Annotated in this window: 22 protein-coding genes; 12 read left to right on the top strand and 10 right to left on the bottom strand. The window is 64.3% G+C overall.

The genetic code is table 11. The features are described from left to right. Nucleotides 1–16: 16 nt before the first annotated feature. The 5 genes from VNH11_13260 to rsfS all read right to left on the bottom strand — a co-directional run bounded on the left by VNH11_13260 (nucleotide 17) and on the right by rsfS (nucleotide 5,958). Nucleotides 17–442 carry a hypothetical protein gene (locus tag VNH11_13260; GenBank protein HVA47331.1) on the bottom strand — a complete coding sequence of 142 codons (426 nt, stop codon included), beginning with the start codon at nucleotides 440–442 and terminating at the stop codon, nucleotides 17–19. A 137-nt stretch (nucleotides 443–579) separates the two neighbouring features. Further along, complete coding sequence (locus VNH11_13255; GenBank protein ID HVA47330.1) at nucleotides 580–2,178, bottom strand: hypothetical protein; 1,599 nt, start codon at nucleotides 2,176–2,178, stop codon at nucleotides 580–582. Between the two features lie 13 nt (nucleotides 2,179–2,191). Beyond that, complete coding sequence (locus VNH11_13250) at nucleotides 2,192–3,214, bottom strand: hypothetical protein (GenBank protein HVA47329.1); 1,023 nt, start codon at nucleotides 3,212–3,214, stop codon at nucleotides 2,192–2,194. A 242-nt stretch (nucleotides 3,215–3,456) separates the two neighbouring features. Further along, a complete protein-coding gene (gene argS / locus VNH11_13245) occupies nucleotides 3,457–5,436 on the bottom strand; it encodes an arginine--tRNA ligase (protein ID HVA47328.1) in 1,980 nt (659 codons plus the stop codon). A 90-nt stretch (nucleotides 5,437–5,526) separates the two neighbouring features. Then, complete coding sequence (gene rsfS / locus VNH11_13240) at nucleotides 5,527–5,958, bottom strand: ribosome silencing factor (GenBank protein ID HVA47327.1); 432 nt, start codon at nucleotides 5,956–5,958, stop codon at nucleotides 5,527–5,529. 111 nt (nucleotides 5,959–6,069) lie between these two features. Between rsfS and bcp the strand changes: the two genes are divergently transcribed. Together bcp and VNH11_13230 are read left to right on the top strand one after the other, a co-directional pair. Then, nucleotides 6,070–6,549: a thioredoxin-dependent thiol peroxidase gene (gene bcp, locus VNH11_13235; protein HVA47326.1), complete on the top strand. Its 480-nt coding sequence runs from the start codon at nucleotides 6,070–6,072 to the stop codon at nucleotides 6,547–6,549. A gap of 4 nt (nucleotides 6,550–6,553) precedes the next feature. Then, nucleotides 6,554–6,913, top strand: coding sequence for a hypothetical protein (locus tag VNH11_13230; protein ID HVA47325.1), 360 nt, complete (start codon nucleotides 6,554–6,556; stop codon nucleotides 6,911–6,913). Nucleotides 6,914–6,993: 80 nt separating this feature from the next. On the opposite strand, the gene VNH11_13225 is transcribed toward VNH11_13230, so the two are convergent. Next, the gene (locus tag VNH11_13225; protein ID HVA47324.1) at nucleotides 6,994–7,743 is read right to left on the bottom strand and encodes a hypothetical protein; all 750 of its coding nucleotides are present in this window, start codon (nucleotides 7,741–7,743) and stop codon (nucleotides 6,994–6,996) included. Between the two features lie 243 nt (nucleotides 7,744–7,986). On the opposite strand from VNH11_13225, the gene VNH11_13220 reads away from it, so the two are divergent. After that, nucleotides 7,987–11,733, top strand: coding sequence for an FG-GAP-like repeat-containing protein (locus VNH11_13220; GenBank protein ID HVA47323.1), 3,747 nt, complete (start codon nucleotides 7,987–7,989; stop codon nucleotides 11,731–11,733). A 33-nt stretch (nucleotides 11,734–11,766) separates the two neighbouring features. Then, a complete protein-coding gene (locus tag VNH11_13215; protein ID HVA47322.1) occupies nucleotides 11,767–12,627 on the top strand; it encodes an NHL repeat-containing protein in 861 nt (286 codons plus the stop codon). Here the strand turns inward: VNH11_13215 and VNH11_13210 are convergent. Next, on the bottom strand, nucleotides 12,598–13,752 hold the full coding sequence (locus VNH11_13210; protein HVA47321.1) for a hypothetical protein: 1,155 nt from the start codon (nucleotides 13,750–13,752) through the stop codon (nucleotides 12,598–12,600). The genes VNH11_13215 and VNH11_13210 overlap by 30 nt on opposite strands. Before the next feature lie 363 nt (nucleotides 13,753–14,115). Here VNH11_13210 and VNH11_13205 point away from each other — a divergent pair, with 363 nt between their 5' ends. The 4 genes from VNH11_13205 to VNH11_13190 all read left to right on the top strand — a co-directional run bounded on the left by VNH11_13205 (nucleotide 14,116) and on the right by VNH11_13190 (nucleotide 18,343). Continuing rightward, nucleotides 14,116–15,654, top strand: a complete 1,539-nt coding sequence (locus tag VNH11_13205) for a YifB family Mg chelatase-like AAA ATPase (protein ID HVA47320.1) — start codon at nucleotides 14,116–14,118, stop codon at nucleotides 15,652–15,654. Between the two features lie 206 nt (nucleotides 15,655–15,860). Further along, nucleotides 15,861–15,986: a hypothetical protein gene (locus VNH11_13200; GenBank protein HVA47319.1), complete on the top strand. Its 126-nt coding sequence runs from the start codon at nucleotides 15,861–15,863 to the stop codon at nucleotides 15,984–15,986. A 197-nt stretch (nucleotides 15,987–16,183) separates the two neighbouring features. After that, entirely contained in the window at nucleotides 16,184–17,494 is a 1,311-nt protein-coding gene (locus VNH11_13195) for a Gfo/Idh/MocA family oxidoreductase (protein ID HVA47318.1), read from the top strand. A gap of 114 nt (nucleotides 17,495–17,608) precedes the next feature. After that, on the top strand, nucleotides 17,609–18,343 hold the full coding sequence (locus VNH11_13190) for a HEAT repeat domain-containing protein (GenBank protein ID HVA47317.1): 735 nt from the start codon (nucleotides 17,609–17,611) through the stop codon (nucleotides 18,341–18,343). 18 nt (nucleotides 18,344–18,361) lie between these two features. Here VNH11_13190 and VNH11_13185 read toward each other — a convergent pair whose 3' ends face one another. Beyond that, complete coding sequence (locus VNH11_13185; GenBank protein ID HVA47316.1) at nucleotides 18,362–19,903, bottom strand: thioredoxin domain-containing protein; 1,542 nt, start codon at nucleotides 19,901–19,903, stop codon at nucleotides 18,362–18,364. A 16-nt stretch (nucleotides 19,904–19,919) separates the two neighbouring features. On the opposite strand from VNH11_13185, the gene VNH11_13180 reads away from it, so the two are divergent. Then, nucleotides 19,920–20,087, top strand: a complete 168-nt coding sequence (locus VNH11_13180; GenBank protein ID HVA47315.1) for a hypothetical protein — start codon at nucleotides 19,920–19,922, stop codon at nucleotides 20,085–20,087. A 38-nt stretch (nucleotides 20,088–20,125) separates the two neighbouring features. On the opposite strand, the gene VNH11_13175 is transcribed toward VNH11_13180, so the two are convergent. Beyond that, nucleotides 20,126–23,716, bottom strand: coding sequence for a WD40 repeat domain-containing protein (locus VNH11_13175; GenBank protein HVA47314.1), 3,591 nt, complete (start codon nucleotides 23,714–23,716; stop codon nucleotides 20,126–20,128). 35 nt (nucleotides 23,717–23,751) lie between these two features. Further along, on the bottom strand, nucleotides 23,752–24,243 hold the full coding sequence (locus VNH11_13170) for a DinB family protein (GenBank protein ID HVA47313.1): 492 nt from the start codon (nucleotides 24,241–24,243) through the stop codon (nucleotides 23,752–23,754). Nucleotides 24,244–24,409: 166 nt separating this feature from the next. Here VNH11_13170 and VNH11_13165 point away from each other — a divergent pair, with 166 nt between their 5' ends. The 3 genes from VNH11_13165 to VNH11_13155 are packed head-to-tail and all read left to right on the top strand — an operon-like array spanning nucleotide 24,410 to nucleotide 25,687. Beyond that, entirely contained in the window at nucleotides 24,410–24,790 is a 381-nt protein-coding gene (locus VNH11_13165) for a ferredoxin (protein HVA47312.1), read from the top strand. Nucleotides 24,791–24,818: 28 nt separating this feature from the next. Then, nucleotides 24,819–25,136, top strand: coding sequence for a P-II family nitrogen regulator (locus tag VNH11_13160; GenBank protein ID HVA47311.1), 318 nt, complete (start codon nucleotides 24,819–24,821; stop codon nucleotides 25,134–25,136). Continuing rightward, on the top strand, nucleotides 25,136–25,687 hold the full coding sequence (locus tag VNH11_13155) for a YqgE/AlgH family protein (GenBank protein ID HVA47310.1): 552 nt from the start codon (nucleotides 25,136–25,138) through the stop codon (nucleotides 25,685–25,687). Before VNH11_13160 ends, VNH11_13155 begins: the two co-directional genes overlap by 1 nt. The last annotated feature ends 133 nt before the right edge of the window (nucleotides 25,688–25,820 follow it).

The raw sequence follows: 25,820 nt of genomic DNA, 5'->3' as shown, positions 1-25,820 counted from the left end.
TTTCGGAAGAAGCAAGTCAAGGGGATGACTTTTGCCGAGTGGCTTGGCGAACTTGATTTAGCTGCGCAAGAATCTCGGGGGCCTCCTTGAGTTCGGCCAGCGGCCCTAGCTCCTCCTCGATCTGCGACCAATCGAGCTCATCGCTCCGTAGCGACAAGATGCCTTCAATATCGAGCCAGTCTTGCGGGCGATTGGCGAATGCCTTCGACACGACCAGATCTTCGGCCGACGCGGTCACGAGCGGACAATCGTCGCTGAATTCATAGGGACTCGCACGGTCCTGCATGTGCTCTTCGAATGGTATACCGGCCAATGCCACGTCGAGCGGTGTTCCGTTACCGGCGCTGAGCAAGAGCACTCGATTGTCCAGTGCAAATCGCTTCGCGTCGGCGATGCGCGGTTGAAAGCGTTGGAGAAGCAGGTCGATAAACGGCGCCTCCATTCCGAAGCCTGTCCAGAGGCTCAAATCAACATCGCGCGTGGCGCGGGGCCGCCCCCAGCGAAGAACCGCCAGTCCACCGATAACGCACGAGCGCCAACCCTCCTGACGGCAAACCGCTTGCGCCTCGCCGGCCGCGATCAGGAGGGGTGATTGCGGGACATGAACTTCCTGAACCACTTTTGTTGCTCCACAAGTCCGCTTGTTGCCGGGGCATCCGTCCAAACCGGCAACAGGGTCAACACCGCGTGTATTGCCCTGCGCCGGTCGGCCTCGGTCATTTCGCGAAGTTCGCGCCGCTCAATTTCAGCCAGTCGAGGCCCGGCCGATTTCCAAACTCGAACCCATTCTTTCGTTGCGGCCGATTGGTGCGGAGATAACATGAACGGGCCGCCATGGTCCTCCAGGCCGATTTCATTCAGCGAGCCTGTGGGCGGCGGAGTGAAACGCTGGGCAACCTGCTTATGGAACTTGCTGTCGCTGCGAGATAATCGCAAGACCACGAGCCACAACACGATCGTCAGCACCACGAACAGCACCAGAAACACGCCGTTGGCGAAGCGTTGGTCGGCCGGGGGAGTCTCGAGCCAGACCGGTTTGCGGCCGATCAACAGCGGCGCAAGCTGCTTGCCGCCCGGCATGCCCTGGGCGGCTTCCGATTGACGATAACCCCATTTCTTGAAAAAGAAGCCGGCCACGCGCACCGGCTCGGTGATCTTGCCGCCCTCGGGAAACCCCTTCGGCAGCTCGCGGACGCAGAACGTGAGCGGGTTGCCCTGCGAGTCGTCGGTGAAGATCTCCATTTCATAATAATGATCGATGCCGAAGCGGGCCACGATGTCGGCGTCGTCGACGCGCACCCGCACAGCCTGCCGCGCCGTGCCCGTCAACTCGACCAGCCGGCCGCGCTGTTGGTCGGGCCGGTTGAACAGCGGCGTGACCGGCGCGTTTCGCCCATTCTTGGGCACCGCTCGCGCGAGTTGCCTGGCACCAGCCCTGCCGGCCGCGGCCAACAACTGATAGAAGCACTCGCGGTCGTCATCGGTCCACTCGGGCCGCGGACTTAGCTCGTCGAACAAGCCCACGTCCATGTCCAGGTCGCCGAGCACCGTCTCCGGATACCAGGCCAAGCGCCGCGCCACCACGACCGGGGAACGCTCGCTGGCCGTCAGCCGCACCAACAGACCGCGCACTTCAGCCCTGGCATGGAGCGGTCCGTCGATGTGCCACGCTCGCGGAACCGCCAAAGAGTAGACCACCACCGGCGGACTGCCTTCCGCGATCGCCAGCTCGCACCGATAGTAACGGGGCAGATCGAATCGCTCGGCGGCTTCCGCCGGCAGCTCTTCGACCGTCACGCGCGTCACGCTGCCGCGCCAGGCCACCACCGCGCCCCGCATCTGGCCCGGATCGCGCTCGACTTTCTCCGGCGACACGTCTTGCTTCCAGCGGTGGAGATCGAGCAGCGAAAACCGCCGCACCGCATACAGCATCCGCCAGAGCAGCTCATCGCCCTGCGGCGGAAAATCGGCGTCGTCGCTGATCGAATCGAGCCGGTCGAGCACGCCCAGCAACTTGAGCATGTCGCGCGACGAAGCAAGGGTCGGCGGCGAATCGTCGATTCCCGCTCCACGAGCGGCACCGCAGCACAGCAGCAAACCGCAGAACGCCAGCCACCACGCCAAGCGATACTGCAGCCTACGTTCGTTGGCGGCGTGAAGGCGAACTGCGCTCGTCATCCAGCACATCAGCTTACGGCTGCTCCTGCCGGGCAAGCTCCGCCAACCGCTGTCGCACGTCGGGCGCGACTTCGCGGTCAGCCAACCCGTCGAGCTGGTCGGGCCGTGCGTGCGGCATCACAAATCGCGTCTTGCGAAGCATACCGATGAACAAGAACAGCATCACTGCCAGGCTGGCCAATATGGCCAGCGCAAGGCCGCTCGCCAGGTTCTTGAAATGGGCCTTTTCGTCGGCGACGGGCGCCGCCGCCACGACCGGCTGCCAGTGCAGGGTTTTGCTGACCAACAGCGGCCAGGTCATGATCTCCTTTTTTGCCGATAGGCCGGCCAACCTCTTATAAAAGAAGCCGTTGACGCGGACGGTCTCATTCAGATTTTCGCCGCGTGGAAAAGCGTCCGGCAAACCGAGCGAATAGATCACCACCGGATAGGCGCGATCGTCGGGCTCGATCACGACCTGATAGTATCGGGCGATGCCGTAGTCGTTTTGGGGAGCGTCTTTTTCGAGCACCCGCCGCACGCTGCCGCTGACCGTCACGAGGTCGCCGCGATACTCTTTGGGTTGCGTGAAGAGTTGCGTGAAGCTGACCGGCCCGATCGACGCCTGTTGCAGGTCGTCTTCGCTGGTTTCGTCGAGGATCTTCAGCAAGTGATAAAAAGCGTCGGATTCCGCGCCGCGAAAAACGGTGTCGTCGCGAACGCGGGCCAGCAATTCAGGTTCTACGCCTGGAAAGAACTTCTTGTCGGCCGGAATCGTCTCCTTGGCCTCACCCTCGGCGACGAATTCGTCATGCGCCAACTTGCGGCGAAGCTCGGGCGGTTGTTCCACTTGGGCCAAGCGATGCGGCTTGTCGTTGGCGGGCGCGGCTTGTTGCCCCGCGGCCTGCCACAGCCACAGCCAGCGCTGAGGGTTGGCCGCTTCCTCGATCAGAAACAGCACCATGCCGACGCTCAGCACCAAGAGCAGCAGCTTCCGCTGCTCGTAGCGGCCGAAATAGTTCGTGGTTCGGCCGCCTTTGGGCCGGAAATCGAGCATAAAAACTCCGGCGAAAGCGAGGAGGGTTGAGAGACGTTGCCAGCAATCCCATTTTATGCGCCGCGGTGCCAATCAACAAGTTTGCCCGGACAGGCACCCCGATTAGAATCGTGCAAAAGCGACGGTTTTATTCCCCCAGCCAGCGATGCCCCGGTGGTGGCGCTAACGGGGCATCGCCGCGGCGGTGCGTTTTGCGCGGAACTGCCCACCCGGCGCGGCTCTGCACCAGCCACCCAGCACGGTCACATCTTTCCCACAACCTCGATGCCCAGCAGATCCAGCCCCTGCTGGATGGTGCGGGCGGTCAGATCGCAAAGCAAGAGCCGGCTGTCACGCAACTCGGGCGACTCGGCCTTCAAGACCGGGCATTCCTCGAAGAACGTCGAAAATCGGTTCGCCAGATCGAACAGGTAGGACGTCAACTGGTTCGGCCGGTAATCGGCCAGCGTGAAGTCGATCGCTTCGGAGAACCGCAGCAACTCCAGGCCCAGTGCCCGTTCCGCCGGCCGATCGAGCAAGACGGCCGGCCGCCGAGTACGCAGATCGTCGACGTCGACGCCGCCGCGGCGAAAGATGCTCAGCACGCGGGCATAAGCATATTGCATGTACGTGGCGGTGTTGCCCTTCAAGGCCACCATCTTTTCGAAGCTGAATTCATAGTCGCTGGTGCGGTTCTGCGAGAGATCGGCATACTTGATCGCCGAGAGCCCTACGACCTCGGCCACGCGACGCCGCTCGTCTTCCGACAACTCGCTCCCCTGCGGCTTTTGCTCATCGACCTCGCAGACCACCTTGTAAGCGTGGGCCACCGCATCGTCGAGCAGGCCCATCAGGCCCACCGTGTCGCCGGAACGCGTCTTAAAGGGCCGGCCATCGGAGCCAAGCACGGTGCCGAAGCTGATGTGCTGGAATTCGACTCTCTCATAGCCCCATTTCCGCGCGGCGGCAAACAATTGCCGGAAGTGGTCGCTTTGGCGGTGATCGACGACGTACAACATGGCGTCGGGCGACCAATGCTGCATGCGATATTGGATCGTCGCCAAATCGGATGTGGCGTAGAGGAAGGCGCCGTCGCGTTTCTGCACGATCATGGGCACGGCCATGTCGTCGAAAAAGATGCATACGGCCCCTTCGCTTTCGCGCGCGATGCCCCGGCGGCGCAGCTCATCGACGACTGCGGCCAGCCGGTCGTGATAAAAGCTCTCGCCCAGCGTGTAGTCGAACGTTACGCCCAGCCGCCGATAGATTTGCTCGATGGCCTGCGTGCAGGGAGGCATAAACTCCCGCCAAAGCCGCAGGTTTTCTTCGTCGCCCGCGTGCAGCTTGGCGGTTTCGGCGAGCACGGCGGCGGCGATGTCTCGGCGCTCGGCGGCCAGCCTTGCGAGCCGCGGGTCGTTTTCAATGGCCGCCTGCTTCGCTTCCAGCGTTTTGGCCGCTTGCCGCGACTCTGCCAGCTCCTTTTCGAGCCGCTTCAGGTCTTTGTTCGCTTTTTTCTCGGCCTTCGGATCGCCGGCAACCGCCTGGGCCGCGTGACGCTCCAGCGCCTGCTGATCGCGAACGACTTGTTCGAGCATTCCGGTCAGTTTTTTGCGGCCCTCGTGGTAGTCGGCCAGCGTGTGTACCAGCCGATAGAGCCGGCCCAACTCGTCCACCGGATTGGCCCGATATGCGGCGTCATCGCGAAAATGGCGGAAGCCGTAGATGATCATGCCGAATTGCGTGCCCCAGTCGCCGATGTGGTTGTCGCCGATCACCCGGTGCCCGGCGAACCTGAGCGTGCGATAGAGGCTGTCGCCGATGACGGTGGAACGAATGTGCCCGACGTGCATCGGCTTGGCGACGTTAGGGGCGGAATAGTCGACCACGAAGGTGCGCGGCCGCTCGACTTTGGCCACGCCCAAGCGGTCGTCAAAGGCGGCCAGCGCGAGTTGGCGGGCCAGCCAGTCCTTGCTCAGCCGCAGGTTGATGAAACCGGGACCGGCGATTTCCGGGCGCTCGCCGAGGTCGTCCCACTGAAGCCGATCGACGATTTGCTGAGCGATGTCGCGCGGCGGCACGCCGAGGCGTTTGCCCAGCGGCATGGCGCAGTTGGCCTGATAATCGCCGAACTTGGCATCCTGGCTGGGCCGCACCATGTCGGTCAGCCCGGCGATCTCGTCGCCCTGGGCCACGGGCGCCAGCGCGGCAGCGAAGCGAGAGCGGATGAGAGCGAGGACGTTCATTATCGAGGTGCGAAGATTTGCCACCAACCACCAGCTAAAGCTGCTGGCAAAGGGCCGGATGGCGCCCAAGTATAACCGCGCCGCGGGCGCCTACGAGGCCAAATGCGGCTTGCTCACCGCGCCGGATTCCGGCAGATCGACCGGGACCCGCTTGGCGTCGCACCACAGGTCTTCCAGCCCGTAATATTCGCGGGCTTCGGCCTCGAACAAGTGGATCACCACGTCGCCGTAATCGAGCAGAATCCAACGGCTGTCTTGATAGCCTTCGAGGCCCAGCCGGTGGTCGCCCATCTCATCTTCCAGCTTGTGGTCAATCTCCTCACTCATCGCGTGCAGTTGGCGGCGGCTGCTGCCGGTGGCCAACACAAAGTAGTCGAAGACGGGCGTGACTTCCCGCATATCCAAGATCACGATGTCTCGACCGCGATTTTCCGCGGCCACACGGGCTGCCGCCTTGGCAAGCTCCATGGAACGTCCCGACGATGCGGCTTGCGAGTACCGGCCGATGGTGGAAATCGCCACAGATGTCCTTTCATAATAGACTGGGAAGTTGCCCGCCTGCTATTCTACACAGCCAGGACAGGCATGCCAGCTTTTTGGTTCATCCAAAACCAGCCACGAGGAGAAACACCCTTGAACACCTGGATCGAAGAAGGCAAGGCGGCGCCGGATTTCACGCTGCCAGCCGATGACGGCAAAAAGGTCAAACTGAAAGACCTACGCGGCAGCCCCGTGGTGCTCTATTTTTATCCGCGCGACGATACGCCCGGCTGCACCCGCGAGGCGTGCGCCTTCCGCGACCGCCAGCAGGAGTTATTGAAGCTGGGGGCGAAGGTCTTCGGCGTCAGCACCGACGACGTGGCCAGTCACGTGAAATTCCGCGACAAGCATCAGCTCAACTTTCCGCTCTTGGCCGATGTCGATCACCAGGTGGCGGAGAAATACGGCGCCTGGCAAGAGAAGAACATGTACGGCAAGAAGTCGTGGGGCGTGCAGCGCTCGACCTTCTTGATCGACGCCCAGGGCGTGGTCCGCAAGGTCTGGAAACGCGTCTCCGTCGACGGGCACGACGAGCAGGTGCTGGCGGCCTTAAAGCAATTCGGCAAGGACTGACCGCGTGTTCTCAACGGCACTTTTCAACGGCGTCATGGCGATCATCACGGCGACGGCGCTGTGGAGTGCGCGGCGCAATGGGCGGCCGCGGTCGTGGTTCTTGACCACGCTGGCTGTCGGGGCTGCAGCCGTCTTGCTGGCGGTCTGTTTGGCTGAAGATCGCTTCGGCGCGCTGCGGCTATTGGCATACGGACTGTTCGGCTTTGTGGCCTTTGTATGGATTGCGGCCGTTGGCGTCACACAGCCTGCCGGCGGACGAACGCTCATTGTCTCACGCGGCGTGGGTATGGAGCGCGGTGCCGCGCCGCGGCTGCGGTTTTTGTGTCGCCCGGAGCTCGTGGTCATCGAGCTCGTGCCGCTGTAGCGGAGAGAAGCCCGATATCCAATCCGCCCCTTTGGCCAGGTGGATGAAATCATCCACCTGGCCGCCGCTGGGCAAACCGGCTATTCGCTGCGCTCTTTGGTCGCCGGCCGCTGACGCTGGCCGCCGCCAGGCCCACCGGCTCCGCCCGGACGTCCGCCGCCCGGTCCGCCGAACTGCGGGAAGGTGAACTCCTTGCCTTTCATCTCGGACCACTTCGTCTTCTGCTCGCTGGTCAGCACCGCCAGGATTTCGGTTTGCGCCTTTTCCTGACGCTCGCGCATTTCCGTGAAAGCCTTCTGCCGCTCTTCGTCGGACATTTCGCGGAAGTTGCGGCCACCTTGCGGGCGTGTGCCTTCCTCGATCTTGCTGATCTTGTCTTGCTGCTCTTTGCTCAGCCCGACCTGCTTGGCGACCTCAGGACGACTCAGCGCGGCCGGTCCTTGAAGCTGCAATGACAACTGATCGAGCCGCTTGGTTTGCTCCGGCGTGAGCACTTTCTTCACCGCGGCGGTCGCCTCGTCCATCCTTTTGCGCATCTCTTCCATGCGCTTCTCACGCTCTTCCTGGCTGAGATCCTGAAAACCGGCGAAGCCTCCGCCCGGAGTCGCCTGTTGCAGCGCCTGGTCGATTTCCTTGTTCTGCTCCTCCGTCAGGTTCAGTTCCTTTCGGACTTCGGGCATGCGCAACAGCGCCGCAGGAGAACCCATCATGCCCCGACCGCCGAAACCCCCTCCTCCCCGCCGCCCGCGACCCGGTTGGTCCTGGGCCGAGACCAGCGACGCCATCAATACCAGTGTCAACGCTCCCACCACGCTCTTACTTCGCAACATAGTCTACGCCTTCTTTATGGAGGTCTCGAAAAGCCAAAAAAACAACTTGCCCGGTGCGACTCATTGACACGGTCGAACGGGCCAGGTGAGCCGATTTGCCGCTGGTTAGTGTACCACTCGCCGGAAGCGGTTACAGACCTGGGCTTGGCGCCGTAGTGCATGGAACTCGCACCGCGGGGCGGTTACAATCGCGGTTATCTATTTTTGCCCCGATCATTCGTCGCTCGTTTATCCGCCTGCCCGATGTCGCAACCCGCTGACGCTCCTGCTCCACGCACGCGCCGCGCGAACTGGAAGACAATGCTGGCCATCGTGGCCGCGATTTGTCTGCTGGTGGTGGCCGTGGCGTACTTCTCGTTCCGCAACGATCTATCGCCCCAGGAATGCGAACGGCTCGAATCGAAAAAGAACGTCGCGGTGGGTTATCTGGAAAACGGTCCGCTGGCCCCGCACCGGCCCAACAAGCTGCCCGAAGCGGCCACCCTGTTTGAGGAGCTCGCTCAAGCCAGGCCGGGCGATCCGCTGGCCGCTCGCAATCTGGCGATCACACGTTTGCTGCAGCTTCAAACGGTTGCCGAACCGGCGATGAAGGCCGACGTGGCCGGAAGAGCCCGCGCGGCGGCGCAGGCCCTCGTCGCCGCGGACGATAGCTCGCCGGTCTCCCATCTTCTGGCCGGCAAAATCGCGGCGCTCACCGGAGACCCGTCACGGGCACGCTCGGAGCTAAGCCGGGCAGCCGAACTCAACCCCGACGACGCCACGCTCTGGTATGACCTGTTCTCCTTCCTCAAGGCGTCGCCCGACGAAACGGCACAGGAAGCAGCACCGGCCGCCCTGGTCCGGGCCTACCAGGCGGCGCCCGACAACCTGGCGCTACAGTTGAGTTGGTTGGAAAGCGAGGCCACCGCCAAAGACATGAACGTGAACCAGACCGCCGATGCGTTGCGTTCGTCGCTGAGCCACATGCCCGGCCTGGTGGCCAACGTCGCCGCGCTGAGCAACGGATTCATCGCCGATCCGCTGGCCTGGCTGGAGCAGGTGAAGGATGCCGCCAAGCAGGCCGATTGGCCGCGCGCGCAGCGCTTAGTCCGCCAGTTCGTCAGCGTCACTCGACCGGATCCCTGGACGCTGAGCGACCTCCGCCGCGTGGAACGTCATCCGCTGGAATATGTGCTCCACGACTTTCAAACGGCCTGCCCGACGCGCCCCACAGAGGCCGCACCTGGCGAATCATCCAACGTCAAGTTGATCGAGCTGCCGGCCGCGGAACAGCTTCCCGTGCTGGTCGGCGTTCAGGACCTTGCCCTGGCCGATTTCGACCTGGACGAGCGGCTGGACGTGATCGTGCTCCGCGACGCGGGCGTGGAAGTCTATGCCCGCCATAACGGCCGCGGGACCGGCTGGAGACGCATTGCCGATTTCTCGCTGTCCGGCGGTTTTGAGCGATTGCTGGCGGTCGATCTCGACCGCGACGATCCGCAGCAACCAGGCACCGAAGCGCATCGCCAGGCGCAGCAACGCCAACACGCGGCTGCGGCAGAGCAGAAAGGCGGGGCGACGGAAGAACCGGCCGCGACGAAAGCCCCCGACGCCCCCTGCCACCGCGCCGATCTCGACCTCGTGGTCTACGGAACGGCCGGCATCCGCTTTCTGCGCAATACGCTCAACGACGACCAGGCGCGCTCGCTCGACGAAGTGCCGCAGTCGGCTGAGCTGAGCGAAGTCTCGCAGGTGATGGCGGCCGTCGCGGCCGATTTCTATCACGACGGCGACCTCGATCTCGCCGTGGCCGCGGCCGACGGCTTGCACCTCTGGTCGAACCGCGGCGACATGACGTTCAGCGAGATCACCGCGGGCAGTCAACTGCCTCCGCGCGACGAGCAGCCTACGGCACTCGTGGCCATCGACTGGGACCGTGATATCGATCTCGATCTGATTGTCGCAAATGCGTCGGGCAACCCCGCCGGCTACCTGGAGAACTTGCGGCACGGACAATTTCGCTGGCGCCCGTTCGACGCCGGCTTCGAGGCGTTGAATAGTGCCAAAGCCGTGACGCCGTTCGACTCCGCTGGAAGCGGTTCGTGGAACCTGATGGCCGCAGGGCAAAGCGGCAGCACGCTGCTGCACACCGCCGTCAGCCCTTCGGGCGTCGTGGCCGCAGGCTCAAGTCAACAAGTGTCGGGCCAAGGTTGCGATGGACTTGTCACCTGGGACTTTGACAACGACGGGTACTTGGATCTGGTGGCCTGGAGCAAGCAAGCCATCGAGTTCTTTCGCGGAACCGAATCGGGCGAGCTGGCCGCGATGCCGCCGTTGTTCGTCGCGGCGCTGCAAAACATCCGCGCTTGCCGCACGGGCGACCTGGACGGCGACGGTGACGAAGACCTGGCTGTGGCCGAAACGGGCCGCGTGGCGCTTTACTCCAACGAGGGAGGCAACGCCAACGCCTGGCTCGACGTCGAGCTGCGCGCCGGCGTCGTCGACGCGCAATCGCTCAGCTTCCGCAGCAACCATTACGGCATCGGCAGCCTCATCGAACTGCGCAGCGACAATCGCTTTCAGCGCAAACTGGTAACGGCCGGCAAGACGCACTTTGGCCTCGGCGAACAGCGGCAAGCCGACTCGCTGCGAGTCGTCTGGACCACGGGCGTTCCCCAAAACATTGTCGAACCCGCGGCCAAGGTGGTGATTTGCGACGAGCAAGTGTTGCTCGGCTCATGCCCCTATCTCTACACCTGGAGCGGCGAGCGTTTCGAGTTCTATACCGATTGCCTCTGGTCGGCGCCGCTGGGGCTGCTGCTCGGTGAAGGGCAAGCGGCGCCGTCGCGGTCGTGGGAGTATTTGCGGGTCGAAGGCGACAAGCTGCAACCGCGCGACCGCTGCTACCCGCTGGCGATCACCGAAGAACTTTGGGAAGCCGTGTATTTCGACCAGGTGCGGTTGATCGCGGTCGATCACCCGGCCGACGTGGACGTTTATTCCAACGAAAAGGTCGGTCCCGCGGAGATCGCCGAATTCAAGGTACACACCGTGCGCGGGCCGCGGCGGCCGGTGGCTGCCCGCGACCAACGCGGCCGCGACGTGCTCGACGCCATCCATCGGCGCGACGGGAAGTACGTCAAAGCCTTCGACCGCCGTCTGGCTTTCGGCTACACCGAGGACCACTTCGTGGAGCTCGATTTCGGCAAGCTCGACAACCCGCGCCAGGTTACGCTGTTTCTTACCGGCTGGATTTTTCCGAGCGGCACGTCGATGAACGTGGCCATTTCGCAAAACCCCGGCCTCAAGCCCGCGGCCCCGCCCTCGTTGTGGGTGCCCGATGCCGATGGCCAGTGGCGGCAGGTGCGGCCTTACCTTGGTTTTCCCGGCGGAAAAACAAAGACGATTGCCGTCGATTTGAGCGACGCGTTCTTGACCGACGACTACCGTTTGCGGATTGCGACCAACATGGAGTTTTACTGGGACGAAGCGTTCCTCACCGTCGACGAGCCACCCGCGGAGTTCCGCTTAACGCCTCTCGACCTGCTGGCCGCCAACCTGCATTACCGCGGGTTCTCGCGACGCACTCCGGGCGAAAACCATGGCCCGGAAAAATACGACTACGAGCAGGTCAGCGTTGGTCCGAAATGGCCCGCCATGCGCGGGCATTTTACGCGATACGGCGACGTGTCTGAGTTGCTCGCCGCCCGCGACGACATGTTGGTCGTGCTCGGCGCCGGCGACGAATTGAGCTTGCGGTTCGCCGTGCCGCAAACGCCGTTACCGGCCGGCTGGAAACGCGATTTCCTGCTTTACAACGTCGGCTGGGACAAAGACTGCGATTTGAACACAATCTATGGCGAAACAGTCGAACCACTTCCCTTTGGCGATCTGACCGGATACCCGTATACCGCCGAAGACAGCATCCATGACCTGCCGCGTTATCGAAACTATCTGCGAACGTATCAGACCCGCACTCAAGACCCCACCCTGTTCTGGCACCGGCCCTGATTTTGGATTTTGGATTTTGGATTGGCTAACGAAATGACTCGATTGTTGACCGTTCTATTCCGGCGCGTGCTTCTCGTGTCGGCGTTCTCGTTTCCGCTGTTGGAACTGGCGACGGCGCGCGCCGCCGACTTGCAGTATCCGCTGGCCATCGCAGTTCATGGCGACACAGTTTACCTGGCCGACCGGAACCTGCCGGGCGTATGGAAATCGGCGGGCGGCAAACTGAGCGTCTACTTCCAGGCCAGCAAGCAATTTCGCACACCGCTGAACGCGCCGCGATGTCTGGCGGTCGACGGCGAGGGCCGGCTTTACGTCGGCGACAGCGCCACGCGGGAAGTTTATCGCTTCACCGCCGATGGCAAGCCCGAACCGTTGACCGACGGCACCATCGGCATACCCATGGGAATCGCCGTCACGGCCGACGGCGACCTGCTGGTTTCCGACCTGGAGGTCCACCGCATCTGGAAGGTGACTCTTTCGGGCGAGAAGCCACATACGGAGAAGTACGCCGATGTGGCGGCGCCGTCGGGCATCTGCCTCGACGCCGATGGACGGCTGTGGGTTGTTTCGCGAGGCACCGACGCCCTGCTGAGAGTCGACGCGAAGAAGAAGGTCGAAGTCGTCGTGCCGGGACGTGCCTTCGAGTTTCCGCACGCGGTGATGATCGACGGCGAAGGCACGGCGTTTGTCTCCGACGGTTACGCCAAGGCCGTATGGAAGGTGCCGCGCGAGGGAAAGCCGGAAAAATGGGCGGCGGGCGGGCCGCTGGTTAACCCAGTCGGGTTGGCTTGGCAGGACGACAAGCTGTTGGTCGCCGACCCGCGTGCCAAAGCCGTGTTCCAGATCGACCGCGAGGGCAAGATTTCAGCGTTCGATTTGGGCCAGGGCGAATAAGCCGTCTTGAGCGGCACCCACGGCTGCCGGCGACAGGGAGTTATAACCCGTCAACGGCAGGCCGAGCGGGGGCGCCAGTTCCGTCTCGAACTCGCGAGGGCGTTGCGAGAAGAGCAGGTTGAGGAGCGATTCCACTGGCGACAGGGCGGCACCCTGCGCCGCGGAAGCGGCCAGGTGCCGGTGCAACTTCGTCACACGCTCGTGCCCTTGCGGCCAGCGGATCCAGATCACGGTGGCTGCTTCCGATAAGACTTCATAGGCACGGCCGCGGGTCAATCCAAATTGGCGAGCGATTTGCTGCATCTTGAGTCCGGCGCCGGACAAGCGTGCGCGGACGATCCCCGCCGCGTCATCGCCCAAGTCTATGGAGATTTGCTCGACGAGCGGTTCGAGGAGCGCTCGCTTGACGGCGGCCTCGTCGGGCCGTGACTCACTGCACAACTGTCGTTTGCACCAATCGTCTAACCGGGCCGCCAACCGCGGCTCGACGCGCACGGCAATATGGGGACAGCCTTGGAAAGTGTCGATGATTCGGTGTAGATCGCCGAAGATTTCGACCAGTGCGGCGACGCGCTTTTCGCCATAGGCCTTGAGACATCGGATTTCGTCGAGCGACAGCGGCAGGTAAAAGTCGAGCCGCTTTTGCCACATGGCCCGTGGAAGCTGTTGCAGGCTGGCGGCAAAACGCCCCAGCATTTCGCGGCCGAGTCCGTGTTGCTGGAGGCTCGCGCGCCACTGGCGCCAGACCGCTTCCGAGACGTCGCACGAGCTGCCGTCGCCGTTGTGTTCCGAACGCGGCACCGCAACGGGTGCCTCCCCGGCCGCGGCACCACCCGCGGATTCGCCCGTTGCCGCGCGCTCCAGGAGCATGATCAGCGAGTTCAGTTTTTTCGGTCCGATGCCCGGCGTGGCGGCGAGCTTGGAAAACGGCGTATCCACAATCGTGCGCAAGCATTGCTGCATCAGCGCGATCGGCAAATGGCGGTCGGTGGTCCGCGCCCAATACGCCAAAGCTTCCTGCCAGCGGTCGCCGAGTTCCGCCGATAAAAGCTTTTGGCGGACCGCACCGAAGCTGGCTTCAAGTTGATAGTCGCGGGCGACCATCGCCGAAGTCTTGTTGATCATACTCTTCTCTGTTCCGTCGTGGCGCGCCGGCCACTCACGTCGCCTGTTCTCGCACGGGCACCCATGGTTCCTCACCGACGCCCGAAACCTCTGTCGTTCTCTTGCGACGAATATCGCCGCCTTCCATCTAACCCAGGGCCGGCGGAGAGTGTTTCGCAGGAATCCGGATTTTGCCTCTTAAAATTACTTTTTCCTGCCGCGGCAGGGCTGAAAACCGCGGTTGGCCCGTCATTAGTGGGCGATGCCCGGCCGCCGGTTACTGGCGATGCCCGGCTGCTTGCGGCGGCGGATTCTCCCCTGCACAATGACGCTTTGAGCAGTTCTGTCCCGCCATTTCTGCCAACACACCGCCGGATCCGTCCGATGCTAGCACGCCTTCGCACTTTTTCGTTGTTGGGTATCGAAGCTTTGCCCGTCGAGGTTGAAGTCGACGTCTCCGACGGCGCCTTGCCTAAAACCGTGTTGGTCGGCCTGCCGGAAGCGGCCGTCAAGGAATGCACTCATCGCGTCGAACGGGCCTTGGTCAATTCGGGCTTTATCCGTCCACAGAACCGGGTGGTGATCAATCTCGCCCCGGCCGACTTGCCCAAACAGGCTGCTTCGTTCGATTTGCCGATTACGCTGGGCATTCTGGCCGGCAGCGGGCAGCTTGTCTCGGAAAAGTTCGACCAGTATGCCGTGGTCGGCGAGTTGGCGCTCGACGGCACCATGCGGCCCACCAAGGGGGCTCTGTCGATGGCCATTGCCGCCACCAACGAGAAACACCTTCGTGGAATCATCGTGCCCCGCGAAAACGCGGGCGAGGCGGCCGTGGTAGCCGGCGTCGAAGTCATCGCCGTCTCCAGCCTGGCCCAGGCCACCGCCTTTCTGTCCGGGCAGATCGACATCGAGCCGACGCCGCCGCGGGTCGACGAGTGGTTCCAGGCGTTCTCGCGCTACGAGGTCGACTTTGCCGACGTGAAAGGCCAGGAAATGGCCAAGCGGGCCATTGTGATCGCGGCCGCGGGTGGCCACAATTTGCTCATGATCGGTCCGCCGGGGTCGGGCAAGACCATGCTCGCCAAGCGGCTGCCGACGATCTTGCCCGACTTGACGGCCGCCGAATCGATCGAGACGACCCGCATTTACAGCGCGATGGGCCTGTTGCCGGCCGGTCAGCCGCTGTTGGCCACTCGGCCCTATCGCAGCCCGCACCACACCATCAGCGACGCCGGGCTGGTCGGCGGCGGATCGACGCCCACACCGGGCGAAATCTCGCTCTCGCACAACGGCGTATTGTTTCTCGACGAACTGCCTGAGTTCAATCGCCGCACTTTGGAGGTTCTGCGTCAGCCGCTGGAAGACGGCACGGTGACGATCAGCCGGGCCTTGGCCAGCACGACGTTTCCGGCCAATTTCATTTTGATCGCGGCGCTCAATCCCTGCCCGTGCGGTTATCGCAACGACCCGCGGCGGAGCTGCCATTGCAGTCCGCCGCAGGTCGAGAAATACATGGCCAAGATCAGCGGGCCGCTGTTGGACCGCATCGACATTCACCTGGAAGTGCCGGCGGTGCCCTTCCGCGAACTGGCCAGCGGCAGCCCCGGCACGACCAGCTTGCAGATGCGCGAGCAGGTGCTGGCCGCCCGCGTGCTCGAAGCCCAGCGTTTCGCCGGCACGCGAGCGCGGCTGAACGCCAAGATGTCGTCGCGGCAGGTGCGGCAGTTCTGCAAGCTCGACGACGAGAGCCTGAATCTGTTGCGGGCCAGTGTGAACGAGCTGGGCCTTTCGGCCCGCGCTCACGACAAGGTGTTGCGCGTGGCCCGCACCATCGCCGATCTCGACCGCAGCGACGCGATTCGCCCCGTCCACATCAACGAGGCGATCAACTACCGCATGCTCGACCGGAATTTGTGGAGTTAGCGATTCATGCCAAAACCGAATCCGGGCGACCATTCCGATGCCGGCAAACCCCTGCCGCACTGCAAGGCGTTGCTGATTTGCGAGAAGGTGACGGCAGTATTTCGAGGCTGAGGTGGATCATGGCAACGGATGAGAATAAGCCGGACCAATTCAACAATGGACAGCCGCCAGGCGAACTCCCTCGCGATGCGGCCCCCGTTGGTACTGTGGACTACGAGCTAACCGCCAAGGACGCGGGCTGGCGCAGCCCCACGTTGTTTGTCAGCCGGGCAAAGGTTACGGTTTTCGATCCGCCTCGTCCGATGAAGCAGGCCGATAACGGCGAAGAATGAGAACAAACCGGGAACGGGGTGAGTGCCGACAAAACCGCAGTTGTGGACGGGGCCAAGTAGTGAAGCCGCGATGTGCTCTGCCCGCCGGCTTCTTGAAATTGTCTGCGCGGCAGGCGACAATTTCACCACGGCGCCGCGGTCATTGCCGGACGGCGCCTCGCTCACACGCCCGACCCCGCAAGAAAGGGAGATTGCCCGTGCCCAACCGACCAGGCAGCCACCGTCGACAATTCCTGAAAACCACGGCCGCCCTCGCGACGGCGCCCACCATTGTGCCCGCCACCGTCTTCGCCAAAGACGACCGGCCGGCGCCCAGCGACCGCGTGGTCGTCGGCTCCATCGGCACCGGCGACCTCGGCCGCCGCCACCACCTGGCCAACAAGCTGCTGCCGAACAAGCGGATCGAAGTCGCGGCGGTGTGCGACGTCGACCGCAACCACCGCGAAGAAGCCGCCAAGATCGCCCTGGAAAAGACCGGCCGCCGCGTCGCCATCCATAAAGACTTCCGCGACCTCTGCGACCGCTCCGACATCGACGCCGTGCTGATCGCCGTGCCCGACCACTGGCACGCGCTGACTTCGATCTACGCCATGGAGTCGGGCAAGGATGTTTATTGCGAGAAGCCGCTCACGCTCACCATCGACGAAGGCAAGAAGATGGTCGAGACGGCCCGCCGCTATGGCACCGTGTTTCAGACCGGCAGCCAGCAGCGCAGCGACAACCGCTTCCGCCTGGCCTGCGAGCTGGTGCGCAACGGCAAGATCGGCAGGCTGCAGCGCGTCGACACGCACATCGGCGACATCGATTCCGGCTCGTGGCAAGCGCCGACCACGCCGCCACCCGAACTCGATTGGAACTTCTGGCTGGGACCGGCCCCGTACGCCGACTACAGCCCCAACCGCTGCCACTACCAGTTCCGCTGGTTCTCCGATTATTCGGGCGGCAAGATGACCGACTGGGGCGCCCACCACAACGACATCGCTCAATGGGGCATTGGCGCCGACGGTTCCGGGCCGGTGAAGATCAAGGGAACCGGCAAGTATCATCAAAACGGGCCGCACGACGTGCCGGGCACGTTCGACGTCGACTATACCTATGCCAACGGCGTGGCGCTCACCTGCCACAGCGGCGGCGAGAACGGCATCAAGTTCACGGGCGGCGACGGCTGGGTGTTTGTCAGCCGCGGCCGCATCGAGATGCAGCTCGGCGACAAGAACTGGAAGGACTACAACGCGTTGGTCAGAGAGTTCAGTCCCGACTCGTTCCAGACCAAGTTGTATGTCAGCCGCGACCACCATGAGAACTGGCTGGACTGCATCGCAAGCCGCGAGCGGCCGATTTGCGACGTGGAGATCGGCTATCGTTCGGTGACGGTCTGCCACTTGGGCAACATCGCCATCAAGCTGGGCCGCGAGCTCAATTGGGATCCCGACAAGGAGCAGTTCGTCGGCGACGAGCAGGCGAATCTTCTTGCCAGCAGGCCGATGCGCGCCCCGTGGCACTTGTAAGGGATGAGAGATGAGGCATGAGGGGGCGTAGGGTGGGACCAGCGAGCTTGCGAGCGCCGGCCCGCCATCGGCACGACCAAACCCGAGACCGCAATCTGCATAAGGACACATACAATGCCATCCGTTCAAGAATTAGCCGATCAATTGAATTCCAACGACCAGCCGACGGTGTATCGTGCCAAGCGGGCGCTGGCCGACATGGCGGCGACGGCCGGAGCACCGGGCGAAGCCGGCGAGCGGGCGGAACTGGCCGCCGCGCTGGCAAAAGCCGAGACCGCCAAGAACGAAAAGGGCGACGCCCCGAAGTACTCCGCCAAAGCGCGGGGCGAGCTGGCCCGCGCGCTCGGCGAGGTGGGGGGCGATCGGGAAGTGCCCGGCCTGAAGGAGACGCTCAACGACTTCGACGCCCGTGAAATGGCCCGTGTTGCGCTCGACCGCATGACTTGCCAAGCGGCGACCGACGCGCTGGCCGACGCGGCGCTCAACGCGGTGGGTGTCGAGTTCCGCATCGGCGCGATCAACGCCTTGGGCCGGCGCAGCGGATCGCAAGTCGTCGACGTGCTCAAGGCCTGCGCCGGCGACGGCGATCCGGAGATCCGCCTGGCCGCCGCCGAAGCTTTGGCCGGCCACAGCGACGCCACGGCCGACCCGCTCATCGCCGCGCTGGCCCAGCAGCCCGGCCCGCGCGCTCAGTTACGGGCGACGAAAGCCCGTGTGCGTCTGGCCGCGCGGCTGGCGGGCGCCGGGCAAAAAGAGGCGGCCAAGAGGATTTACGAGGCGATCGCCCAAAGCGACGCCGCCGCGGCCCAGAAGAAAGCGGCCACGATCGGCCTGGCCCAGCTCGGGTGACGTTGCGGCCCGCTCAAATCAGTTCGTTTCAGAACCCCGTCGGGCCACGGCGGACTGGCGAAGCGGCGAACCGGGGCGCGTGCCCAGTGCCGTCGCTGGCGCCCCAGGTATTTTCAGCAGCGGTTGTCGGAGCTTCGCCGAGGTCAGGTGCCTGGCGGCTTGCACGCGCCGCTCGCTGGCAAGCTGCTTGATGAACTCGCCCGACGCCCGGTCGAGCACGATGATCTCGCTCTTGGCCCGCGGGTCGCTGAGCGATCGCACGATGCAAATCACCTCGGCGCCTTCGCTGCGCCGGCCGATCTCCGCCAAAGTCGCCGCTTCTTGCGGCGTCATTCCCCGCGGCACGTCCGCTTCGCTCGTCGCCAGCAGGCCCGAGTCGGAACGATCGGCGCCGGGAGACGGCATGCGAGAGGGCATCGACGGCGGCTCGACGGCCACCGCCGACAGCACGTTGCCCGACGCCGGGTCGGCCGGCTCCAGGCACATTTCTTTCAGTCCCTTGCGTTCCAGCTCTTTGTGGATCGGGTCGACGGCGGCATACAGCCCCTCGTTGTCGGCCGGGTCGGCGGCATTGCAGACGCCGATCAACAGCCCGTCGGCCGTGAACAGGCCGCCTCCGCTTCGCCCCTGGTCGGGCTGGCCGGCCACCGAAAAGGTCGGCGGGCCGAGGAACTTGTTGATGGCCGTAACGCGGCTGACGCGTGCCGTCGGGTTCTCGCCGTGATTGCAGCCGATGTTGACGACCGCGCTGGCCTGCCTCACGCGGCTGGCGGGCGCCACGCGCGCGGCCGCCACCGCCACGCCGGGGCGAAAGCTGATCAGCCCCACGTCGCTCTGCAGGTCGTAGCTCAACACGTGGCCGGGAACGTTCTGCGGCGCCTGGGGGCCGAACAGGTCAATCGTCACCGGACCTTTGCCTTGCGAGTCGCGGAAGATGTGTCCGCAGGTCAAGACGAGCGCCTCACCGTCGCGGGCATCGATGATCGTGCCCGAACCGACCGAGTGGCTGCCGCCGTCGTCGATTTTCACTCTGACGCTGGCGGCCAGCAGCCTCCGCACGATGGCATCGGTCTCGACTGGCGGCTCCGGCGACGCGGGTGCAACGGCGTCGGCGGTGAGCGGGGCCACCTGGCCTCCGTGCGGCAAATCCTGCGGCGGCGGACTGCCTAACGAATCGGATGGAATGCTGGGAAACGACGTCGCGGCTTGATCGTCGGGCGATTGGCCGCGCGTCACGGCCGTGGTCCGGCCGCGGGCACCGGCCGCCAACAACATCGCTTCCAGATCGCGATGCGGCCGCGGCCCCACTAGGCGCTTCACCTCCTGGCCATCGACCAAGAGAACGAAACACGGAATCGCGGTCACGCCAAACTTCGAGGCCAGCTCCCGCTGCTGGTCGAGGTTCACTTTTCGCACCGGATAGCCCGCGGACTGAAGCTGGTGGACCACCGGCTCCATTTGGCGACAAGGGCCGCACCAATCGGCGTAGAAATCGAGCAAGACTACGTCGCCGCTGCTGGAAAGCGCAAGAGCCAGCACCGCCGCCTGCAATGAGACCATAACTCCCTCCCTGGGTTTGTCGGGCAACTTCCCTGTTGCCGATCGAACCGCGGGCGACATCATTGTCACCGTTGGCAGTTTTTACAATCCCAACCCGCCCGATTTCCGCTTAGATTGCCGCTTCGGCCAGGTTTCCGACACGCCGGATGAACTGCACGAAATGGGTAAGCATAATGAGGCATGAATTGGACTGGGTCGCTGAGGGAAGCACATCGTGTGCCGTCAGCGGGCGGCTTCGGGCACGTCGATCAAATACGCGTTGCCATCGGCGCTGCCCACCACGATCCGTGAACCATCGGGCGAGTACGAAGCGAAATACGCCACGCCCGGCATCTTGTGCGCGAAGAGTTGCTTGCCGCCGGCCAGGTCCCACACGAAGACGTTGCCGGCGTAGCCCGACGACAGCAGCCGCGTTCCGGCCGGATTGAAAGCCAGATGGTAAATATGGTCGGCATGCCCGGAGAGGGTCAGCTTCACTGCCCCCGTGCCGACATCCCAAAGGTGGACCACTTTATCCAGTCCGGCCGCGGCGACGGTCCGTCCGTCAGGGCTAAAAGCCACGCTGTAGATCGGGGCGTCGGTTCCGGTCAGGCGATTGAGCTCGCGGCCGCCCAGCGCATCCCAGAGCCGGACCGTCATGTCGGCGCCGCCGGAAACCAACAGATTGCCCTCGTGGTTGTAGGCCAGCGTATAGACCGAGCCTTGGTGGCCGGTGAGCTGCCGCACCTGGTTGCCGGCGGCGATGTTCCAGATGCGGATGGTCTGGTCGGCGCTGGCCGAGGCGATCGATTGCCCGTCGGGACTGATGGCCACCGCATAAACCTGGGCGCCGTGTCCGTTGAAACTCTTCACCGGGCCGACGGCGGCATGCTTCCAAAGCTTCAGCGAGTTGTTGCCGCCGGCGCCGGCCAGCATCTTGCCGTCGGGCGTCCAGGCGACCGACGTGACGGGCGCCACGCCGACGAATTCCTCGACCAGCTTGCCGTCCATCGTGCCGAACACGCGCAGGTGATTGTCGGCCCCTCCGCACGCCAGAAGCTGGTTGTCGGCGCTGTAAGCGGCCGTCTGCACGGCGGCGGGCGTGTCGATGGTCCGCACCAGCTTGGCGTCGCCGTAGTTCCAGACATACACTTTCTGATCGGCGCCGCCGGCCGCCAGTTGCCCGGAGTCGGGCCGTACCGTCACCGTCAACAGCGGTCCTTGGCTGCCGGCGAACTCGCGCGATTTGTTGCCGTTGCCGTCCCACAGCCGCACCATTTTGTCGTCGCCGGCGGTCAGGGCGGAGCCGTCGGGCGAAACCGCCAGCGCACGGATCGCCCCCACATGTGCCGCCACCACCCGCGTCGCCGCCACGCTCCACACTCGCACGCTCTTGTCGCTCGAGCACGAGACGAGGGTCTTGTTATCGGCGGCATAGCCCAGCGAGGTGACGGCCCCTTTGTGCCCGGCAAACTGTTCGAGCAGCAGGCCGCTGGCGATGTCCCACAGCCGCACGAGACCGTCGTCGCAGGCGGTGGCCAGCTTCAGGTTGTCGGCGCTGAGGGCCAGCGATCGCACCGGTTTGGCGTGGGCGAAGACGAGCGGCCCGGCTTCTTGGCTGCCCGGTGGTGCATTGAGATTCCACACGCGCACCGCGCCGTCGGCACTGGCGGCCGCGGCCCGGCTGCCGTCGCGGGCCAGCCCGACCGCGGTCACTGCCTCCGTTTGTCCGGCGAGATCGCGCAGCGGCTTTCCGTCGGCAAGATTCCAGAGCCGCCCGATCTTATCGGCGCCGCCGGTGAGCACCTGGCTGCCGTTGGGATGCCAGGCCAGTGTCGTTACGCCCGCGGGATGTGCCGCGATCGCCTGCACGGCGGCGAGCTGATACACGCGGACGCGATTGTCGGCGCCGCCGGCGACCAGCGTCTTCTTGTCTGGGGCGAAAGCGACCGCGGTGGCGGCCACGTTCGGCGTCGAAAACGATTGCCAGAGTTGGCCGGCGGCGTCCCAGACCCGCAGCACGCCGTCGGCCGCGGCGGTGGCCAGCTTCTGGTTGTCGCTGGTGAAGCTGAGGGCGTGGATGGCGGCCGGATGAGCGGCGATCGCGCCGGCCGCGGCGCCGTCGGCCGCTTTCCAAAGCTTGACCGCGTTGTCGGCGCCGGCGGACGCCAACAGGGATCCGTCGGAACTGGCAACCACGGCCGTCACCGGCCCGCCATGCTCGATGGTGCGGATGGCGGCGCCGCTGGCCGCATCGAAGACGAACATCTTGCCATCGGCCGCCGCTGCGGCGAGCTGCGCGCCGCCCGCGAGGAAAGCCACGCCAACGATCGGCCCCGCGGGACCGGCGAGCGCGCGGACCTCTTTGTTATCGGCCGTGTTCCATTGCGTCACGGCGCCGTCGGCCGCGCCGGAAAGAACCTGGGCGCCGTCAGGTCGAAAGGCTACCGAGCGGACTTCGGCGGCGTGCCCGTCGAGTTGGGCGAGCTGTTTGCCGTCGGCCGCATTCCAAAGACGCACGGTTTTGTCGGCACTGCCGGTGACCAACCGCGCCCCGTCAGCCGACCAGGCCACGGCCTGCACCGCGGCGGTATGCCCCGTGAGCGTGGCCGCCGTCTGCGCGTTGCCGAGGTTCCACACCCGCACGGAGTTGTCGGCGCTGGCTGTGGCGGTGAGTTGGCCGTTGGGGCTGACCGCTACGGACCGGACCGGCTGCGCGTGGCCTTCCAACAGCCGCGGCGCCACCAGCGGCAGTTGCCAGACGCGGAGCATGCCGTCGCCGCCGGCCGAAGCGAGCTGTTGGTTCTGCGGTTGGAAGGCGATCGCATGAATCGGGCTTGGAGAACCGGTCACGAACAGTTTGTCGGCGCCATCGGCCGTATTCCAAAGTTTGACGACTCCGGCGTTCGTGCCGGCCGCGGCGGTTGCCAAGTCGGCGCTCAACGCCACGGCGGTGATCGGCGCCATCGCGCCGTCGAGGTTCCGCACCGGCTTGGCCGCCGCATCGTGGATTCGCGCCAGGCCGTCTGCCGAGCCGGTGACGAACAGTTTGCCGTCGGCCGAAGCCGCGAGGCTATTGATTTCGGCGGGAAGCTCCGCCGCGGGCCGCGGCGCCGCGGGAAGCTGCCAATAGCGGAGCGTGCCGTCGCCGCTGGCGGTGAGCAGCGTCTGATTGTTGGGATGAAACGCGAGTCCGGTGATCGGGCCGCCGGGCGAATTCAATTCGCCTTGCGCCGCTCCATCGGCCAGGTTCCAGAGTCGCACGCTGCCCGAACGATCGCCGCTGGCAAGCTGCTGGTTGTCTTTGCGGAGGGCGACGCGGTCGATCTCGGCGGCATGCCCATCCAGCGATCGCACCAGCTTACCGTCGGCCCGCTGCCAAAGCTTGACGGTCCGGTCGAGGCTGCCCGACGCGATCAGGCTGCCGTCGCCGTTGAGGGCGACGCTCTGCACTTCGCCCGCGTGACCGGCGAGCACGGCCACCGGGTCGGGCACGATCATGTCCCAGAGCCGCACGGTGTTATCTCGCGAACCCGAAGCGAGCATGGCGCCGTCGCGGCTGATATTCAGCGTCAGCACCTGGTGCGTGTGCCCGGTGAGCGTGCGCAGCTCGCGGCTGGTCGCCACGTCGAAGAGCTTGAGTGTAAAGTCGAAGCTGCCGGTAGCCAGCAGCTTGCCGTTGGGCGCGAACTCGACGGCGCTGACGGCGTGACTATGACCGGCGAAGACACCCGGCTTGGGGGCCGGCGCCGCTTGTTGGGCCATGGCCAACGGTGCGAAGCCGAATAATTCGGTGGCCGTGGCAAACAGGAGGGCGAAGCGATTCATGTGCATTCAGTTGGTCTCAACGACCGCCAGCGGATGATTGATTAAAACAGCGGTTTGCGGCCGAGCTTGCGGCGGAGCACGGCCCATTGCCCGGCGTGCATCAGCCAATGCGTGGCCTGCATGCTAAAGACACCGCCCACCGTCTCGATAAAATTCCGGTAACGCTCGGGCGCCGGCCGATCGAAGTCGGCGTCGCTCAAACCCTCCAGCGCCTTGAGCGTCGCCTCGCGCTGCTGGCGATAGAGCCGCAGGTATTCGTCCTTGCTCAAGAACGCGTGCGGATCGTCGCTGCCGGCCGTGTCGTTGGTATAGTTCTCTTTGAAGCCCTGCGGCAAGTCGGGCATCGAACCGGGGCAGGTCTCGCCGACCATACCGTTTTCGGACGCAATCAGGTGGCCAAGCTGCCAGGCAATGTGGTTGATGCCCGGCACGGCCCGCACGAGTAGGTCGGCGTCGTTGAGATCGTTCAGATACGATGTCGTGATCATATCCGCGTCGGCGAGAGCATGGCGGAAAGCGGCTTGGGCGTTCATGCTTTGGTCTCCGAGAGTGGTTGGTGATGAAAGTGCAGGTTCCAGGTTATAGCGGTGGCGACAGGCGTACAAGTCTTGAGGATCTGCGGTGCCGCTTCCCCGACGCTGGCTCAGCGGGTAAAATCGGTCTTTTATCGCCACGTCAAGCCGCGTCCGGGGATACTCCATGCCGATCGTCAATTTCGTCAATGAGAAGAAGCAGGTTGAAGTGCCGGAGGGGGCCAACCTGCGCAAGGAGGCGCTCAAGGCGGGCGTCAAGCTCTACAACGGCATCAACGGCTATGGGGCCGCGGTCAACGAAATCGTCAACTGCCACGGTCTGGGCCATTGCGGTACCTGCCGCGTGCTGATCGCCAAGGGCATGGAACATGCCAGCCCCATGGGCACCTGGGAAAAAATCCAGTTCAAGTTCAATCCGCCGGCCCTGTTCGCCTACATCGGCAACGAAGACAAAATGCGGCTGGCCTGCTGCACCAAGGTGATGGGCGACATGGACGTGGTCACCCGCCCGCCGCTGAACCTGACGGGCGAAGGCTTTTTTAGCTGACCCCAGACCGCTCTCGGAAGCAAATCCCGTGAAACAAATCGTCGCCATTGTCAAACCGTTTTTGGCCGAGAAAGTGCTCGACGGCCTGAAGCGGGCGCCGTTGGAGGCGGTGAGCGTGCGCGAGGTCAAAGGCTACGGCCGGCAGAAGAATTATCTCGACCAGTATCAGGGGAGCGAATACTCGCTGGCGTTTCTGCCCAAGGTGGAGATCAACCTCTGGGTGGAAGACAGCCGCGTGGAAGAGATTCTGCGGAAGATCGTGGAAGTGGCCCGCACGGGACGGATGGGCGACGGCAAAATCTTTGTGCTTCCGGCGTTGCCCTCGGAGCGCGTGATCGACCTTTGATGAAATCGCTGACCGCCCATTTCCTGATCGCCACCAGCGATCTGGTCGATCCGAACTTTTTCCGCACGGTGATCCTGTTGTTCCGCCACAACGAAGAGGGCGCGGCGGGCGTGGTGTTGAACCGCCGCATGAACGCCACGGTGAAACAAATCTGGGAACAGATCAGCGAAGGGCCGTGCGATTGCCAGGCGCCGCTGCACATGGGCGGCCCGGTCGAAGGGCCGCTGATGGCCCTGCACGGCGACGTCTCGCTTTCGGAAATGGTGGTGTTGCCGGAGGTCTACGTCAGCACCGGCCGCGAGATGCTGGAGAAACTGGTCGAGAACGACGAAGAACCGTTGCGGTTTTTCGTGGGCTACGCCGGCTGGGGCGAGGGCCAGTTGGAGCGCGAGCTGCGCGACGGTTCGTGGCTGGTGTCGCCGGCCACGAAAGAGCAGGTGTTCGGCGCGGTGGAGGATTTGTGGCAGCAGTTGACCAAGACGGTGCTGTCGGGCGCCTTCCTTTCGGCCCTGAACATCAAGCACATTCCGCCGGACCCGTCGTTGAACTGAGATTCGTTTGGGCGTTCGTTTGTAGGGCGGGAGCGAAATCGTCGATTCGGCCGTGAAAAAGCAACCAGAATTGGCGCGGAAACTGTTCCACTCGCCACATCCGGGCTTGGGCTGAGCGCGGACGCGACACGCG

The sequence above is a fragment of the Pirellulales bacterium genome (assembly GCA_035533075.1).
Lineage (GTDB): Bacteria > Planctomycetota > Planctomycetia > Pirellulales > JAICIG01 > DASSFG01.
The sequence above is the reverse complement of the archived record's forward strand: the minus strand, read 5'-3'. Positions and strand labels throughout refer to the sequence as shown.

Bases quoted from the DNA above. Each gene is read 5' to 3' on its own strand.
- VNH11_13185 (HVA47316.1), bottom strand. From the start codon at position 19,903: ATGGTCTCATTGCAGGCGGCGGTGCTGGCTCTTGCGCTTTCCAGCAGC.
- VNH11_13220 (HVA47323.1), top strand. From the start codon at position 7,987: ATGTCGCAACCCGCTGACGCTCCTGCTCCACGCACGCGCCGCGCGAAC.
- VNH11_13175 (HVA47314.1), bottom strand. From the start codon at position 23,716: ATGCACATGAATCGCTTCGCCCTCCTGTTTGCCACGGCCACCGAATTA.
- VNH11_13255 (HVA47330.1), bottom strand. From the start codon at position 2,178: ATGACGAGCGCAGTTCGCCTTCACGCCGCCAACGAACGTAGGCTGCAG.
- VNH11_13190 (HVA47317.1), top strand. From the start codon at position 17,609: ATGCCATCCGTTCAAGAATTAGCCGATCAATTGAATTCCAACGACCAG.
- VNH11_13210 (HVA47321.1), bottom strand. From the start codon at position 13,752: ATGATCAACAAGACTTCGGCGATGGTCGCCCGCGACTATCAACTTGAA.
- argS (HVA47328.1), bottom strand. From the start codon at position 5,436: ATGAACGTCCTCGCTCTCATCCGCTCTCGCTTCGCTGCCGCGCTGGCG.
- VNH11_13215 (HVA47322.1), top strand. From the start codon at position 11,767: ATGACTCGATTGTTGACCGTTCTATTCCGGCGCGTGCTTCTCGTGTCG.
- VNH11_13250 (HVA47329.1), bottom strand. From the start codon at position 3,214: ATGCTCGATTTCCGGCCCAAAGGCGGCCGAACCACGAACTATTTCGGC.
- VNH11_13225 (HVA47324.1), bottom strand. From the start codon at position 7,743: ATGTTGCGAAGTAAGAGCGTGGTGGGAGCGTTGACACTGGTATTGATG.
- VNH11_13170 (HVA47313.1), bottom strand. From the start codon at position 24,243: ATGAACGCCCAAGCCGCTTTCCGCCATGCTCTCGCCGACGCGGATATG.
- VNH11_13165 (HVA47312.1), top strand. From the start codon at position 24,410: ATGCCGATCGTCAATTTCGTCAATGAGAAGAAGCAGGTTGAAGTGCCG.
- VNH11_13205 (HVA47320.1), top strand. From the start codon at position 14,116: ATGCTAGCACGCCTTCGCACTTTTTCGTTGTTGGGTATCGAAGCTTTG.
- VNH11_13155 (HVA47310.1), top strand. From the start codon at position 25,136: ATGAAATCGCTGACCGCCCATTTCCTGATCGCCACCAGCGATCTGGTC.
- VNH11_13260 (HVA47331.1), bottom strand. From the start codon at position 442: ATGGAGGCGCCGTTTATCGACCTGCTTCTCCAACGCTTTCAACCGCGC.